General features: G+C 65.4%; 11 protein-coding genes and 1 tRNA gene. 5 read left to right on the forward strand and 7 right to left on the reverse strand.

Annotated features, from left to right (window positions below; genetic code table 11):
* Positions 1–40 precede the first annotated feature (40 nt).
* A complete protein-coding gene (locus OZ10_RS09430) occupies positions 41–2137 on the reverse strand; it encodes a PAS domain-containing sensor histidine kinase (protein ID WP_039409443.1) in 2097 nt (698 codons plus the stop codon).
* Positions 2100–3614: an ATPase domain-containing protein gene (locus OZ10_RS09435; protein ID WP_039409445.1), complete on the reverse strand. Its 1515-nt coding sequence runs from the start codon at positions 3612–3614 to the stop codon at positions 2100–2102. The genes OZ10_RS09430 and OZ10_RS09435 overlap by 38 nt, the downstream gene beginning before the upstream one ends.
* Positions 3615–3912: 298 nt before the next feature.
* Between OZ10_RS09435 and OZ10_RS09440 the strand changes: the two genes are divergently transcribed.
* Entirely contained in the window at positions 3913–4257 is a 345-nt protein-coding gene (locus OZ10_RS09440) for a response regulator (protein WP_039409498.1), read from the forward strand.
* A gap of 159 nt (positions 4258–4416) precedes the next feature.
* Here OZ10_RS09440 and OZ10_RS09445 read toward each other — a convergent pair whose 3' ends face one another.
* Complete coding sequence (locus OZ10_RS09445) at positions 4417–7272, reverse strand: hybrid sensor histidine kinase/response regulator (RefSeq protein WP_039409501.1); 2856 nt, start codon at positions 7270–7272, stop codon at positions 4417–4419.
* Positions 7273–7899: 627 nt separating this feature from the next.
* On the opposite strand from OZ10_RS09445, the gene OZ10_RS09450 reads away from it, so the two are divergent.
* The gene (locus OZ10_RS09450) at positions 7900–10011 is read left to right on the forward strand and encodes a methyl-accepting chemotaxis protein (RefSeq protein WP_039409448.1); all 2112 of its coding nucleotides are present in this window, start codon (positions 7900–7902) and stop codon (positions 10009–10011) included.
* Between the two features lie 71 nt (positions 10012–10082).
* Here OZ10_RS09450 and OZ10_RS09455 read toward each other — a convergent pair whose 3' ends face one another.
* From OZ10_RS09455 to OZ10_RS09465, 3 genes are all read right to left on the reverse strand, one after another.
* Complete coding sequence (locus tag OZ10_RS09455; RefSeq protein WP_039409451.1) at positions 10083–10685, reverse strand: DUF488 domain-containing protein; 603 nt, start codon at positions 10683–10685, stop codon at positions 10083–10085.
* Positions 10686–11037: 352 nt separating this feature from the next.
* Positions 11038–11127 (reverse strand) — tRNA-Ser (locus OZ10_RS09460).
* Between the two features lie 379 nt (positions 11128–11506).
* Positions 11507–12523: a LysR family transcriptional regulator gene (locus OZ10_RS09465; RefSeq protein WP_039564640.1), complete on the reverse strand. Its 1017-nt coding sequence runs from the start codon at positions 12521–12523 to the stop codon at positions 11507–11509.
* Positions 12524–12623: 100 nt separating this feature from the next.
* Here OZ10_RS09465 and OZ10_RS09470 point away from each other — a divergent pair, with 100 nt between their 5' ends.
* A complete protein-coding gene (locus tag OZ10_RS09470; protein WP_039409461.1) occupies positions 12624–13202 on the forward strand; it encodes an FMN-dependent NADH-azoreductase in 579 nt (192 codons plus the stop codon).
* Positions 13203–13549: 347 nt separating this feature from the next.
* Here the strand turns inward: OZ10_RS09470 and serS are convergent, their stop codons facing one another.
* Positions 13550–14830, reverse strand: a complete 1281-nt coding sequence (gene serS / locus OZ10_RS09475) for a serine--tRNA ligase (RefSeq protein WP_039409464.1) — start codon at positions 14828–14830, stop codon at positions 13550–13552.
* A 111-nt stretch (positions 14831–14941) separates the two neighbouring features.
* Between serS and OZ10_RS09480 the strand changes: the two genes are divergently transcribed.
* Positions 14942–15601 (forward strand): energy transducer TonB, encoded by a 660-nt coding sequence (locus OZ10_RS09480; protein ID WP_039409467.1) that lies wholly within the window; start codon positions 14942–14944, stop codon positions 15599–15601.
* 351 nt (positions 15602–15952) lie between these two features.
* On the forward strand, positions 15953–16388 hold a 436-nt coding region (locus OZ10_RS09485; protein WP_039564645.1), incomplete at its 3' end, for an energy transducer TonB.

Here is a 16388-nt window from a genome sequence, read left to right on the forward strand (position 1 = left end):
CGCAGACCGGCAACAGCGCGCCAGGCTGCGCGCGGCGGGCTCACGGCGATGGCCCGAGCACCTCGTGCAATTTGCCGCTGAACTCGCCCAGCGTGAAAGGCTTGGCGATCATGCTCATGCCCTCGGCCAGAAACTCGCCACGGTCGCGCGCGGTTTCGGCGTAGCCGGTCATGAAGATCACCGGCAGATCGCGGCGCGACTGCCGCGCGATTTCCGCCAGCTGGCGGCCGTTGAGCCCGGGCAGGCCGACGTCGGTGACCAGCAGGTCGATCCGCCGTGGCGACGCCAGGATCGGCAACGCGGCATCGGCATCGGCCACCACCTCGGCCTGGTAGCCCAATTCGCCCAGCAACTCGGTCACCAGCAGGCGCACCTGTTCGTCGTCCTCCACCACCAGCACCTGCTGCCCCTGCCCGGCCACCACCGCACCGCTCTGGGGCTCCGACACCGCACCCGGCACGGACACCCCGGCCGGCAGGTACAGGCTGACCGTGGTGCCCGCACCAATCTGCGACTCCACCCACACCTGCCCGTTGGACTGCTGCATGAACCCGTAGATCATCGACATGCCCAGGCCGGTACCCTGCCCGATCGGCTTGGTGGTGTAGAACGGCTCGAACACCCGCTCCAGCACATCGGTCGGCATGCCGGTGCCGGTGTCGGTGACCGACACCACCGCATAGTCGCCCGGCGCCAGGCTGATGCCACGGCCAAGCTCCAGCCCTTGCGCCTGGACCTGCAGATGCCGCGTGGCGATGCGCAACAACCCACCATTGGGCATTGCATCGCGTGCATTGATGGCCAGGTTGAGCAGCGCGCTTTCCAGCTGGTTTTCGTCGACGTAGGCCTGCGGCAATGCACTGCACAGATCGGTTTCCAGGCGTACCGATTCGCCCAGCGTGCGCGCCAGCAGATCCTGCAGCGACACCACCAGATCGTTCAATTGCAGATGCCGCGCTTCCAGCGATTGCCGGCGCGAAAACGCCAGCAGCCGCTGCGTCAACGCGGCCGCACGTAGCGCCGAGGCCGACGCCACATCCAGGAACCGCCCCAGCCCTTCGGTGCGCCCCTGATCGATGCGCAGGCGCGCCAGATCCAGCGCAGACAGGATGCCGGTCAGCATGTTGTTGAAATCGTGCGCGATGCCGCCGGTCAGCTGGCCCACCGCTTCCATCTTCTGCGCCTGGCGCAGCGCTGCCTCGCTGGACTCGCGCGCCTGCATCTGCTGCTGCAGCTCGGCCGTGCGCTCGGCCACCTTGGCCTCCAGCACGGTGGCTTGCTGCTGGATCGATTCCATCGCCAGCGCCCGCGCGGTGACATCGGTCGCGAACACATGGAACCCGTCCACCTGGCCGTTCGCATCGAAACGCGGCATGTAGCGGATCTCGGCATCGCGGCGACGCCCATCGGCATGCGGCCAGCTGGTTTCCACCGTGAGCGCGCGCCCGGCCAGTGCCGCCTCGATCCACGCGCGACGCTCGGCCACCACCGCAGGCCCCACCACGTCCACCAGCGGCCGCCCGATTACATCCTGCGGCGGGATCCCGATCCAGTCTTCATACGAACGGTTGGCGAAGCGGTAGACCAGGTGCTTGTCGATGAACGCGATCAAGACCGGTAGAGCATCGGTGACACGACGCAGCTCGGCTTCGCTGAGCGCCAGCGCTGCCCTGCTCTCAGCCAGCTGTGCCATCTGATCGCGGATCACGAACTGCTTCTGGCGCGAGCGCAGCGCGGTGGAAATCGCACTCAGCAACGACGACGAACTCAGTGGCCGCTCCAGCTCGATGACGTTGGTCATCTCCGGCGGCAGGCTTGCCCGCCGCCCGGCATGGCTGCCGCGCGGCGCACGCAACAGCACGAACGGGATGTCCGACCAGGCCGCCTGGGCCTGCAGGATCTGCTGCAGCTGTTGCAGATCGCCTCCCACGGCCTCTTCGGTCAGGACCACCACACCGGAACTGTCGAGCAGGTCGCCGGCCAGCGCGGCCAGCGTGCCATACACCTTCTGGGTCAGTCCGTGCTCACTGACGATGCCGGCGATGCTTTGGGCATCGCGGCCGAACGGCGCGATGATGTGAACGATCGAGCCGTCTGCCTCACAACTGGCCAAGGGGACGCCCCAGCAACGGCGCATCGTCTCCGACGAACTGCGGAGTGCCGGTCAGCACGCCATGGAATTTTTCCAGCGGCTCGCTCAGCTGCAGACCGCCCGTGCCGATCTGCAGTTCGCGGATCGCGTCTTCGTGCGCGCCGCTGCGGTTCTTGATCACCGACAAGGCCTTGCGGATGCGGCCCTGCGCTTCGAAGAAGCGGAACAGGATGACGGTGTCGGCCATGTAGGACACGTTGAGGTTGCCGGTGGACATCGTCCCCACCAAGCCATGCTGTGGATTGATCAGGAAGGTGGTCACGCCGCTCTGATTGAGATACGACAGCAGCTCGTGTATCTGCAACATCAACTGCTTTTCCTGCGGCATCGACGACAGGTACCCGTTGAGGCTGTCGATCACCAGCACACGGCAGTTGCGCTTTTCCACGCTTTCGCGCACGGCCCAGGCAAACTCGCCGGGTGTCAGTTCGGCCGGATCCATCTGATGCAGCTCCAGCAAACCCGACTGCAGATGCTTGCGTAAATCCATGCCCAGGCTGTGTGCACGCGTCAGTAGGGTACCGGTGCGCTCATCGAACTCCAGCACGCAGCAGTGCTCGCCACGCTCGCAGGCCGCGTTGACATATTGCAGCGCCACGTTCGTCTTGCCCGAGCCGGCCGGTCCGGTCAACAGCGTGCTGGTACCGCGCAGCGGGCCGCCATGCAGCAGCGCATCGATCCGCTCCACGCCACTGGACACCGCATCGCCAACGAACGGCACGTGATGGTTGGAGGCAATCAGACGCGGATAGATATGCATGCCACCGGTGGCGATCGTCAGATCATGGTAGCCAGCGATGAAATTGACCCCGCGCAACTTTTGCACCTGCATGCGCCGCCGCGCCGCACCGAAATCCAGCGTCATGCGTTCCAGCGAGACCACACCGTGGCAGAGGCTGTGCAGATGGGCATCGCGCTCGCCATGTTCCCCGGTCAGGTCGTCCACCAGAAACACGGTGATATTGCGTGGGGCAAAGAATTGCTTGAGCGCCAGCACCTGCCGCCGGTAGCGCAGCGAATCCTGCGCCAGCAATCGCAACTCGGACAACGAATCGAACACCACGCGCGTGGGCTTGACCCGATCAACCTCGGCCTGGATGAGCTTGATCGTGCCATCCAGTTCCATTTCCCAGGGATGCAGGATGGACTGCTGACGCCCGTCGCCCAGGAACGCTTCGGCCGAGGCCAGCTCGAAAATATGCAGCGGCTCCAGCGACCACTCATGCGAGGCGGCCACTTCGGTCAGCTCGTCGATGGTTTCCGACAAGGTCACATACAGGCAACTTTCGCCCCTGGCCGCGCCATCGAGCAGGAACTGCAGCGCCATCGTGGTCTTGCCGGAGCCCGGTTGGCCCTCGAGCAGATACAACCGGTTGGCGGGCAGGCCACCGCGGAGGATGGTGTCAAGCCCCGTCGTCCCGGTGGTGATACGGTTTGCGATCATCGGCTTTACGTTTTCCATGCCGCAGAATTTATCATGCGCCGGTGATACAGCCGCGTCAGGGACTGAATTGATCAGCTTGTTTGGCTTGACGCGCTGTGTGTTTTATCGCCTTCCTGCCGTGACACCGCTGACGTTTTACCTCCGGCGATGAATCGCACAAAAACTTGCGAGGATCTTGCTCGCCTACGCCGCCGGCTTTGTGGCAACTCCGACACATCCGTCACGCGCATACGCATAGCGTGGTCGATGGAAGCGAACGCGCCGTTGCGCTCGCTCGAGGACGGCAGTGAACGACGCATCAGGCAATGCACGCATTCTGTTGGTTGAAGACGACGATGCCATCCGTGCGATGGCCGCAGACATTCTGGGTGACGAGGGCTATCAGGTTGTTGTGTCCGCTGACGCCGAGCAGGCGATGCAGCAACTCACCACGGCGTGTCCGTTTGACTTGCTGCTCTCGGATATCTGCCTGCCCGGCATGAACGGACGCGACCTTGCCGACAATGCGCGGCGCCTGTATCCCGCGCTACCGATTGTCTTCATGACCGGCTATGCCGGTGCGATTGCCAAGCGCGCGGATTTTCTGGATACCGGCATGCGTCTGCTGCCAAAACCATTTTCGTTACGCGACCTGTTGGGCATTGTCCAGAAAGCGTTGTAACGCGTCGCCGAGTGCCACGTGTAGCCGCTGCGCTTGAGCACACCCCAGCAGATGCCGGCGGCTTTGCTCGCGCTGCGCGGTGGAGAGCACAACACCTGAAGCGCCTCGTCTCGCGGTCACGTCGTGTCTCCACGCGTGACCGCGCACCGCCCTGACTCACTACGGGCGCCGCTCCAGCAATTGCGCCACGCGCCGCTCCAGGTCAGCTGCCAGGAAAGGCTTGGTCAGCACTTCCATGCCGTCATCCAACTGCCCTGCTCCCACGGCCGCGGTCGCCGCATAGCCGGTCACAAACAAGACCGGCAGCATCGGGCGATATTGCCGGCCCGCATCGGCCACCTGGCGCCCGTTCAAGCCGCCGGTCAGACCGACATCGGTTACCAGCACATCGATGGTTTCCGCTGACCGCAGGCGCTCCACTGCCGCACTCCCCTCGGCCGTCTCGATGACGCGATACCCGGCGTCCGTGAGCACTTCGGAGATCAGCACACGGATCGCGGTTTCATCTTCGACCAGCAACACCGTGCAACTGTGCATCGTTGCCCGCTGCGGATCATCCTGCGTGGCCGGCCCTTCGTCATGCACCTGCTCGCCCATGAAGCGCGGCAGATACAGCGCCATGGTGGTACCCACTCCAACGTCCGATTCGATACGCACGTGCCCGCCGGATTGGCGCGTGAACCCATAGATCATCGACAGGCCCAGCCCGGTGCCCTGACCGATGGGCTTGGTGGTGAAAAATGGCTCGAAAACCTTGGACATGATCTCTTCGGTCATGCCGGTACCGGTGTCCTGCACGCTCAGGCACACATAGTCGCCGGGCGGCAACTCCAGCAGCTGGGCCGCAGCGTGATCCAGCGAGCGGTTATGCAGGCTGATGGTGAGCTCGCCACCATCGGGCATGGCGTCGCGCGCATTGATGCACAGGTTGAGCAAGGCATTTTCCAGCTGCGGCGCATCCACCAGCACCTTCCAGGCGTCGGCCGCCGGAATCACCTGCAAACTGATAGACGGCCCCAGGGTGCGCGCGATGATCTCGCGCATGCCATGCACCAGTGCCTCCACTTCCAGTGCGCTGGGCGCCAGGGTCTGCCGACGCGAAAACGCCAGCAGACGCTGCGTCAACGCCGCCGCGCGCGCGGCGCTGGTCTGTGCCATCTCCACGTAGCGTTCCAGCCGGTCGTATTTGCCCTGCTGCACGCGCGCTTGCAGCAGCTCCAGCCCCACCGTGATGGCGGTCAGCAGATTGTTGAAATCATGCGCCAGGCCGCCGGTCAGCTGCCCAACGGCTTCCATCTTCTGGCTCTGGCGCAATTTTTCTTCGGCCAGCAGCAGTGCCGCGCTGCGCTCGCGCACGCGTTCTTCCAGGGTTTCGGTCAGCAGGCGCAATTGCTCTTCGGCCTGGCGTCTGTCGGTGACGTCCGATGCAGTGCCGAACCATTCTTCGATCGCGCCGTGCGCATCCAGCAGCGGCACTGCACGCAGCAGGGTCCAGCGCACGCGCTGGCTGGCATCCAGCACCCGCAGCTCCAGCTCCAGCCCGGATTTGCCAGCGATCGCCGCACCGATGGCGCTCGACAACAGCGCGCGATCGTCCGGGTACACCCAGTCCTGTTGCCAGCGCGCGTTCGCCGGCAGGCTGTCGTTGAGCAGCCCGTCGCGCACGTGCTGGCGCAATGCACTCCAGTCGGCAGCCGCAGAGAAGATCGATTGCGACGAGGCGCGCACCAGCGCATCCAGGCGGCGCTCGCTCCTGATCAACGCTTCGCTGGCCAGACGCTCGGCAGTACGGTCGCGCAGGACCTTGACGAAACCGATCGCCGTGCCGGTTTCTTCGCGCAACACCATCAACGACCCGTTGGCCCAGAACAGTTCGCCGGTCTTGCGCACGTGCCAGCGTTCGTCCATGCCGCTGCCACTTTCCAGCGCGGCGGCAGCCTCGATGAGGATCTGCCGCCTTTCCACGTCTTCCGGTGTGAACGTACGCTCCAGCGATTGCCCGAGCATCTCGCTCTCGCCCCACCCCAGAATGCGGCGTGCGCCCTCGTTCCACGAGGTCACCCGGCCGCGCATGTCGGTGGCGATGATCGCGTAGTCCATGACGCTGTCCAGGATCTGCCGGTTGCGCACTTCGGCCTCGCGCACCGCGCGTTCCAGGCTGATGCGGTCGGTAATGTCCAGGCCCTGCACAAAGATGCCCGACACCGTGCCGTCGGCACCGGCGATCGGTTGATAGACCAGATCCAGCAGCCGGCGCTCGGTGGGCCCGCCCGGCACGGCCTGCACGTCGTAGGCGAGCGCCGTGGCCGAATACGCACGTCCGGACTGAAACACCTCATCCAGCCGCGCCAGGTGTCCTTGCGCCACCACGTCGGGCAGCGCCTCGGCCAACGGGCGGCCGATCACGTCGCGGTGACCGATCAGGCGCGAGTAACACGGATTGACGAACTCGACGACGTGCTGCGGCCCGCTCAAGAACGCCATGAACATCGGCGCCTGCTCGAACAAGCGGATCAAGCGTTCGTGTTCGTCGGCCAACCGCGCCTGCGCCACCTTGCGTGCGGTCACCTCGTTGGTCACGCAGAACGCGCCACCCACGCTGCCATCGTCGAGATAGATCGGCGAGAACGAGAACGTCCACCAGGTGTCTTCGGGCGTGCCATAACGGTTCATCGCGATCGGCACTTCTTCGAAGCGCGACGCGCGCCCGGCAAACGCCGCCTCGATCGGCGCACGCACGGCATCCCAGGCATCGGCCCACAACTCGCGCAGCGGCGCACCCAATGCCTGGGCCTGGCGCGGCCCCAGGATCGGCGTATAGGCATCGTTGTAGAAGAACGTCAGCGCCTGCCCCCAGACCACATACATGCTTTCGGGCGAGGCGAGCATCAGATCGACGACATTTCGTAACGGCAACGGCCACTGCGCGGGCGGCCCCAGGGGCGTGCCGCTCCAGTCATGGCCACGGACCGCCTGCGCCATCGCGCTATCGCCATGCGGGAATGCCGCGCTCATGCAGCGCACGACCATGGCGCGCCACTGCGCGCAGCGCACCGCGCAAGTGCAGCACTACGGGGGGCCAGGTGACCTGTCGACCATGGAAGCATCGTTGTGACCATCGGGAAGACTCAGGAATCGGCATGTGGGTGACAGGCGACACACACGCCGGGCGCCTATCATCTTGCCTGCGACCGACGCCGTCCAGCGAACGGGCGACACGCCACTGAATCGATTACCTGCCAGCTCGGCAGCGGTTGTTCGCTGCCCACCGTACTCCGGCCGGGAGTGGGTGGAGACAGGCCCCTTGGCAGAACGGCCTTACACGGCGGGCATGACGTCTCCACCGGACGATGTGGGTCATGCCAGCTCCGCTCCGGGCTCGGCTCGGCCTTCGCGCGCCCACGCATCGCCGACGCCACCCGGGCGAGCTGGCTGGCGGCTCGACGCCGCCCCGGACGCAGCAACCGCACCTGAATCCTCCGGGCTGCAAAGTTCAGTTCTCCTGGCCGAGGCCGCTAACGGATAGGTCGAGACACACCCAACGCAGCGGCCTTGCGCTGCCCACGGCCGTATCGCGCCTTTCGCCTCGCCATTGCCGCGGGGACCCCTGCCATCCCGCTGTCGGATCACCGATCGAACCCTATGCATCTCCTTTCGAATCTGCGCATTGGTCAGCGCCTGGCGCTCGGCTTTCTGTCCATCATCGTGCTGATGGTGATCCTGACCGTGGTCGGCATCCAGCGCGTACGGAGCATCGACCAGCAACTGACCGCCATCAACGAGGTCAATAGCGTCAAGCAGCGTTACGCCATCAACTTTCGCGGCAGCGTGCATGATCGCGCGATCGCCTTGCGCGATGTTGTCCTGATGGACGCGCCAGCCGACCGCCACGCGGCCGAGCAATTGATCGACAAGCTCGCCGCCGACTACGCCCGTTCCGCGCAGCCGCTCGACGACATGATCGCGGCTTCGACCGACGCAAAAGAAAAAGCCATCCTTCAGCAGATCAAGTCCATCGAGCAGCGCACCATGCCGCTGATCACGCAGGTGCGCTCGTTCCGCGATGCATCGGACCGGTTGCACGCCGAGCAGCAATTGCTGCAGCAAGCACGCCCGGCCTTCATCGACTGGCTGGCCAGCATCAACGCCTTCATCGACCTGCAGGAAGCCAAGAACCGCGCAGCGGCCAAGCAGGCCGTCGCCACCGCGCGTGGCTTTGCGATGTTGATGGTGATCTCCACCGTCGTCGCGCTGCTGCTCGGCGCAACCATCGCCTTCCTGCTCACCCGCAGCGTGGTGCTGCCGCTGCGTCAGTCGCTGCAGCTGGCCCAGCGGATCAACGAAGGCGACCTGCGCAGCCAGGACGCCCCGACCGGCAGCGACGAATCCGGCCAACTGCTGCGCGCCATGCAGCTTATGCAGCATCGCCTGCAGGACGTGATCTCCGCACAACGCACCATGGCGTCGCGCCACGATGCCGGCGAGATCAGCTATCGCACCGATGCGCAGCGCTTCCCCGGCGAGTACGGCCACATGGTGCAGGACACCAACGCATTGGTGCACGCACATGTGCAGACTCAGCTGCGCATGACCGAGGTCATGGGCCGCTATGCAGTCGGCGACCTGGCACCGGAAATCGAACAGTATCCCGGCGAAAAGGCCGCCATCACCGCCACCATGCAGCAGGTCAAGCAGAACCTGCGCGCGATCAACGCGCAGATCCACGCACTGACCCAGGCCGCCTGCGCGGGCAACTTCGCACTTCGCGGCCAGCCGGACAAGTTCGAGCACGATTTCCGCCTGATGGTGGAGAACCTCAACACCATGATGACCACCTCCGACACCAACCTGGCCAAGTTCTCCGAACTGCTGCGCGCCATCGCCGACGGCGACCTGACCGTGCGCATGTCCGGCAACTTCCACGGCGTGTTTGCATCCATGCGCGACGACGCCAACAGCACCGTGCACCGCCTCACCGATATCGTGACGCGCATCCAGACCACGTCCAACAGCATCGGATTCGCCGCCGAAGACATCACCGGTGGCAACCAGGAACTGACCCGTCGCAGCGAACAGCAGGCGGCCAGCCTGGAAGAAACCGCCGCCTCGATGGAAGAACTGACCTCCACCGTCAAGCAGAACGCCGAGCATGCAGGCCGCGCCAACCAGCTCGCGCTTGGCGCGGCCGCCATCGCCTCGCAAGGTCGCGATGTGGTCGGCCAGGTCATCGAGCAGATGTCCGGCATCGAAGCCTCCTCCAAACGCATTGCCGACATCATTTCCGTCATCGACGGCATTGCCTTCCAGACCAATATTCTGGCGTTGAACGCCGCTGTCGAAGCCGCGCGCGCGGGCGAACAAGGCCGCGGTTTTGCGGTGGTCGCGTCGGAAGTACGCACGCTCTCGCACCGCTCATCGGATGCAGCGAGGGAGATCAAACGCCTGATCGACGATTCCGTACAGCGCGTGGCCGATGGCTCGACCCTGGTGCATCAGGCCGGCACCACCATGGGCGAAGTCGTCACCAGCGTCCAGCATGTCACCGACATCATCGGACATATTTCCGCCGCCTCGCAGGAACAGGCCGGCGGCATCGAACAGGTCAACCACACCATCGCCCAGATGGACGAAACCACCCAGCAAAACGTGCGCCTCGTGGAAGCCGCCAGCACCGCCGCGCATGCGTTGGAGGAGCACTCAACGCAACTCACCCGCGCAGTGGAAGTCTTCAAGGTCAATGCAACGGTGCTGTGAGCCCGCATGATCGCGTTCAACGCGCAAGCAGCGGTGCGGCCATCGTCTCGGCGTCGACCTACCGCAGGCGCCTAATCGGCAGAAAACAGACCAACCTGCCGCGGCGGATAGCACAGATCGCGCCCAACCGGGCGCGCATCGGCATTCAGCTGATGCGGCTGCGCCGTGGTTTCGCCAAGGATGTGCAGCACCTGCCACCCTCGGTGCAGCAACAGATCTGCAATCAAGCGGCGATGGCACTGCCACCATAGCGCTTCGGCACACATCAGCGCGGTACGCCGCTCCCGTGCCATGGCCGTCGCCTGCTCCAGTCCGGCAGCGAACTCGGCACTGGTCATGTGGTCGGCATAGCCCTGAAACGCCGCGTTGCGCCACCCGCCATTCGGCGATCCCGCCTGCGCCTTGCGACGGCCGCCCAGCTCGGGCAGCCACAGATAGCGCACCGATACGGCATCCAGTGCCTGCGCCATCGTGTCGCTGGCAAACCAGGGGTAGCGGCGCGAACCCGGAAAACGCCGCACATCCACCAGTGCCTCAATCCCATGCGCGCTCAGCAGCGCAACGAACGCCTCCCAGGTCCTGGTGGAGTGACCGACCGTCCAGACTGTTTTGCCCGCATCGCCCGCCTGCTGCGCAAGCGCGTTGGTGTTGATCAAGGGTGAGGTGTCATGCATCGCGGCAGTGGCTTGAAGGAGTGCCCGTATAGCACTATCACCGCGAGTGCCCATGCCAGGTGATGCCCACACGGCCCGACTGCCGTGCGCAGTGCGGGCGTGCCTGTTTCACACGCATGCGATTCCTCGCCTCAGGGAGAGCGCTGCTTGCTTCAAATCGCTCTGGAAGCGTTCGTCCAGCTGCAAGCGCCGGCGACATAACCATCTGCGGTGCACGGTTGACGAGGCTGCTGAGCGATCAGCCTGAGAGAAGTAGTCGCCACGGAAACCATGACGCTGCGTATGGGAGAGAAGATGGGACGACGGCGAACCTTGCAAAAAAACCATCGCCTCAGCAACTTGTGGCAGCGTGTGGCGGAGAGAGTGGGATTCGAACCCACGGAAGGTTTGACCCTTCGCCGGTTTTCAAGACCGGTGCCTTAAACCGCTCGGCCATCTCTCCGATGCTGCTGCGCATGACCGCCGAAGGCATCGGCTGTCACGCTGGCGACCCGCATTGCGCGGGTGGCGCCTGACGGTGGCCGCAAGGACATCTTGTGCGTATCCACCACTCCCGGGATCGCTCCCGGGCGCGCATTCTCGCATGCCCTGGCGCGTTTTGCTTGGTGGCACCATTCGCTTCTGGCTGGCACAGCGTCGTGCGGCGCTACTCGTGGCTAGCCGCTGCATGTTGTGGTCGGTGGGATGCACCCAAGCATGGATGCGGCCTGCCGAAGGTCTGCAGCGAACCGACTGCCGAGCAGCTCGCTGGCTGCCAGCCAACCTGTCAGCCAGCCGCGGCGGCCAGACGCAGCCCTCAGCCGGCATTTGGCCACGACCGCTCAGCCGGCTTCCGCCACCACCAAGCGCGGCGCGGTGCCGGCGGCACGCTTGAGCTTTTCCGCCAGCTCGGCGCAGTTGCCGCCGCAATCCAGGCGCGAGCGTTCGATCTCCTGCGGCAGGTGCTCGGCCAGGAAGTCGATGAACACGCGCACCGCGGGCAGCAGGCCGCGGCGCGAGGCGAACACCGCATGGCAGATGCCCTGTGGCAGCGACCAGTGCGGCAGCACCACTTCCAGTTCGCCGCTGCGCACCGCTTCGGCGCACACGGTCTCCGGCAGCATGGTGATGCCGAAGCCGTCGCGCGCCATCGACTGCAGCAGCGGGAAGTCGAAGCCGGCCAGGCGCGGCTGCAGGTCCACGCGGCGCATCTCGCCGTTGGGCCCATGCAGCTCCCAGCGCTGGTGCGCTTCGTCTTCGCTGGTGCTCATGGTGGTGTGGTTGGCCAGCTCGCTCGGGTCCTTGGGGCGCCCGGCGCGGTCCAGGTACTTCGGGCTGGCCACCAGCAGTTCCTGCACCTGACCGAAGCTGCGCATCACCAGGCTGCCGTCGTCGTCCAGGCGCGAACGCACACGCAGGGCGATGTCGTAGCCCTCGTTGATCACATCGACGCGGCGGTTGCTGATGTTGAGTTGCAGCCGCACCTTGGGGTACTTGGCCAGGAATTCCGGCAACAGCTTGGGCAACTGGATCTGCGCGAGCGAGACAGGAACGCTCACACGGACAAGACCGCGCGGCTCGGCGCTGAGACGATCCACCACCTCGCGCGCGGCCTGGGCCTCGGCCAGCATGGTCTGGGCATGCCGGTGCACGCTGGTGCCGACGTCGGTGACCGCAAAGCGGCGCGTGGAGCGCTGCAGCAGGCGCACACTCAGGTCGGTTTCAAGCTGGCTGATACGCCGGCTCAGGCGCGACTTGGGGATACCAAGCGCACGCTCGGCCGCGGCAAAGCCGCCGTGGTCCACCACCATCGCGAAGTAGTACAGGTCATTCAGGTCGTGCATGGCGCAGGTATCCATGGATAGAACGATACGTGATATTTAACCATCTTTATCCCAACAGGGCAACGACCTAGTCTGCGCATCTCCGCGGCGCTGCCGCTTGCCACAGGTCTTCGCCATGAAGCTCCTTCACATCGACTCCAGCGCCCTGGGCGCCAATTCCGTCAGCCGGGAACTCAGTGCCACCGCCGTTGCGCAGCAGCAGCGGCTGCACCCCGGGCTGCAGGTGACATACCGCGATCTGGATCAGGAGCCAATCCCCCACCTCAGCGGCAGGTCATTGGCGCAGGCGGACGCGGCCGAAGCGGCCGTGGCCGAGCAGGCGATGCAGCAGTTTCTGGAGGCCGATGTCATCGTGATCGGCGCACCGATGTACAACTTCGGCATCCCTTCCACGCTCAAGGCATGGATCGACCGCATCGCGGTGGCCGGGCGTACCTTCCGCTACACCGCATCCGGCCCGGAAGGCCTGGCCGGCGGCAAGCGCGTCATCATCGCCAGCGCGCGCGGCGGCATCTACCCCGACCCGACCAATGATTTCCAGGAGCCCTACCTGCGTCAGCTGTTCGGCTTCCTGGGCGTGGACGATGTCAGCTTTGTACGCGCCGAAGGCGTAGCGTATTCGCCGCAGCACCGCAGCGACGCGATTGCGCAGGCGCTGGCTGGCCTGCAGCAGACGGCAGGCGCAGTGGCATAAGCGCGCAGCACCAAACGCAGGCCAATGCCCTCGCCCGTACCGTAAGAGTGATAGCGACGTACTGGCTTGGCGCAACGCATTGCGATCCTGAGCGTGCTGCGTAATTTCCATAACGCGCGCCAGGCACTGCGCCATGCGGCCAGCCAGCCGCGTACAACGCAAAACGGGGCCATTGTTGGCCCCGTTTTATGTGCTGAAACTGCACCGTTCGCCTGCAAGCGACACTGCACTTGCTCGTGCAAATGCGTACGTGCTGCCGATCCAACCACCACTCCAGACCGCGCGTGTGCATGCCGAGATCACTCGACGTCTCCACCGCTGCACAGCGCTCGCCGGCTGCATTGACGTCAACCGATCTTTTCCATCCCGCCCATGTACGGGCGCAACACTTGCGGCACATCGATCGAGCCGTCGGCGTTCTGGTAGTTCTCCATCACCGCAATCATGGCGCGGCCCACTGCGGTGCCGGAGCCATTGAGCGTGTGCAGCAATTCTGGCTTGCCGCTGGCCGGGTTGCGCCAGCGTGCCTGCATGCGCCGCGCCTGGAAATCGCCGCAGTTGGAGCACGATGAAATTTCACGATAGGTGTTCTGCGACGGCAGCCAGACCTCCAGGTCGTAGGTCTTGATCGCCGAAAAGCCCATGTCGCCGGTGCACAGCAGCACCTTGCGATAGGGCAGACCGAGTTGTTCCAACACCACCTCGGCGCAGCGCGTCATGCGCTGGTGTTCGGCATCGCTGTCCTCCGGCGCGCAGGCCGTCACCAGCTCCACCTTCTCGAACTGATGCTGGCGAATCATGCCGCGCGTATCACGACCACCGCTGCCGGCCTCGGCCCGGAAGCACATCGAATGCGCCGTCATGCGCAGCGGCAGGCGCTCGGCATCGATGATCTCGTCGCGCACGATATTGGTCAGCGGCACTTCCGAGGTGGGGATCAGATAGCGGCGCGACTCACCCACTTCAGTCTGGAACAAATCGTCTTCGAACTTCGGTAGCTGCCCGGTGCCGCGCATCGAATCGGCATTGACCAGCAGCGGCACGTTGGTTTCTTCGTAGCCGTGCGCACCCACATGCAGGTCCAGCATGAACTGCGCCAGTGCGCGGTGCAGGCGCGCGATCGGCCCGCGCAGCACGGTGAAGCGTGCGCCCGACAACTTGGCCGCCGTCTCGCCGTCCAGCCAGCCGTGCGGCGCGCCAAGTTCCACATGGTCCTTGACCGCAAAATCGAACTGTCGCGGCGTGCCCCAGCGCGACTGCTCGACGTTGTCGCCTTCGTCCTTGCCCAGCGGCACGTCGCTTGCCGGCAGATTGGGCAGCCCCAACGCAATGGTGTCGAGCTTGGCGCGAATCGCATCCAGCGCCTCTTCCGAGGCCTTGAGCTCATCGCCGAACCCGGCCACCTCGGCCATCAGCGCGGCGACATCCTCCCCTTTCGCCTTGGCCTGCCCGATTGCCTTTGACTTGGCATTGCGCTGGCTCTGCAGTTCCTGCGTACGCACCTGAATGCGCTTGCGCTCGCTTTCCAGCGACTCCAGTTCCGCAGTGTCCAGCGAGAAACTGCGGGTGCTGCGCAGGCGCTCGGCAAGGTCGGCGGGATGTTGGCGAAGCAGGGCCGGATCTAGCATCGGAAGTCTGTGTGTCGGTGAGGAGCGCGGGATTATCGCCTGTTCCGCCACCTGCTGCGATCGATTCACCGGGGCTATGCAAGAATTATGGCGATCCTTCAGGTGAGCCCTATGCCCGCGCCCCGCCCTGCGTCCGACCGCCAGATCGTTTTGCGCCTACCCCGCCACACGCTGAAAATTGCCGGTATCGCGTTCGCTGCCGGCCTGCTGCTGTTCCTGTTGGTGTGGGCTACCGGCCGCAAGGACGATTTCTACAAGGCCTCCCCCTCCCAACCGACCGCCGGCACGCCGGCGGCGGATGACGCCATTCAACCGCTGCCAGCGCCGCTGCCCGCCCAGGATGGCGCCAGCGACATGCCACAGGCCAAGCCGCCCGAAGAGACGCCCACGTTGGTCGACACCGCGCCGGCGGCTCCGCCCGCGCCACTCCCGGAAGAGGCCGTCCCCGGTGCGCCAGGAACCGCAGCGCCGGCCTCGGCCCCGGTGGCCGGCGGCAACCGCCCGGTGCCGGTCCAGGGCCAGATGCCGCCGCCGCGCTATCCCTCCGCTGCGTTGCGGCGTGGCGATGCGGGCGATGTGGTGGTGCGCGTGGACGTGGATGCCGCCGGCAATCCCGGCGGCGTCACTCTGGTGCAGCGCAGCGGTTCACGGGATCTGGACCGCGCAGCGATGGAAGCGGTCCGCCACTGGCGCTTCCATCCGGCCCAGCGCAATGGCCAGCCGGTGGCCGGCAGCCTGGATGTTCCGTTCGAATTCAAGCCTGCTCAGTAAGCGCCACTGACGGCAACGCAGATCAGCATCGCCCGGTACTGCTGATCGTGCGCACGACGGCCGTCGATATCCACTGATCGAGCCCTGCACGGCCATCACCCGGATGCAGCGGTCGCCACTGTCACCAACCTGAACATCTGCACGCCGGCAACCGCCGTCAGGCCCCGCGCCTTAGCTGCGCCTCAGGCAGTGCCGACCAGACTGGCCGCGTCATCCCCAAGATGCGCCAGGAGGTCTGCCATGTCCTTCATCTCGAACCCTTCAACGCCCCAGGCGCCAGCGATGTCGCGTCGCGCTCCACCTATCACGGGCCGGGGGCCAGATGCGACAGACGACGGCGCCTCGCCATGGCTGTGGGCGACGCTGCTGGCTCTGCTGGTGGTCATCCCGGCCTGGTGGTGGAACCGGCATAGCGACGAGTCGTTTGCGACCGATACCGGCCCCGCTCCCGTCGCGAGCCGCCAGATTCTGCCCAGTGCCGATGGCCCCCGCGCGATGACCATGGTGGCGCATGCACCGGCACGCGCGGCCACCACCAGCATCGAGGCCCAACCGTTACCCGGCAATGCAATGCCCAGCTATCCCGCCGAACTGGCGCGCGCCGGCATCCAGGGCAGCCGTACCGCGCGCCTGCAGCTGGATGTGCAGGGCCGGGTGCGCGAGGTTGTCATTGTCGAACGCACCGGCAGCAACGACCCGCGCCTGGATGCGGCGGTGACCGACAGTCTGCGCCAGTGGCGCTTCGCGCCGGCCACGCGCGATGGCCATGCCGTGATCAGCAGCGTGC

Origin of the sequence: Xanthomonas cannabis pv. cannabis (assembly GCF_000802365.1) — a bacterium.
GTDB classification, from domain to species: domain Bacteria; phylum Pseudomonadota; class Gammaproteobacteria; order Xanthomonadales; family Xanthomonadaceae; genus Xanthomonas; species Xanthomonas cannabis.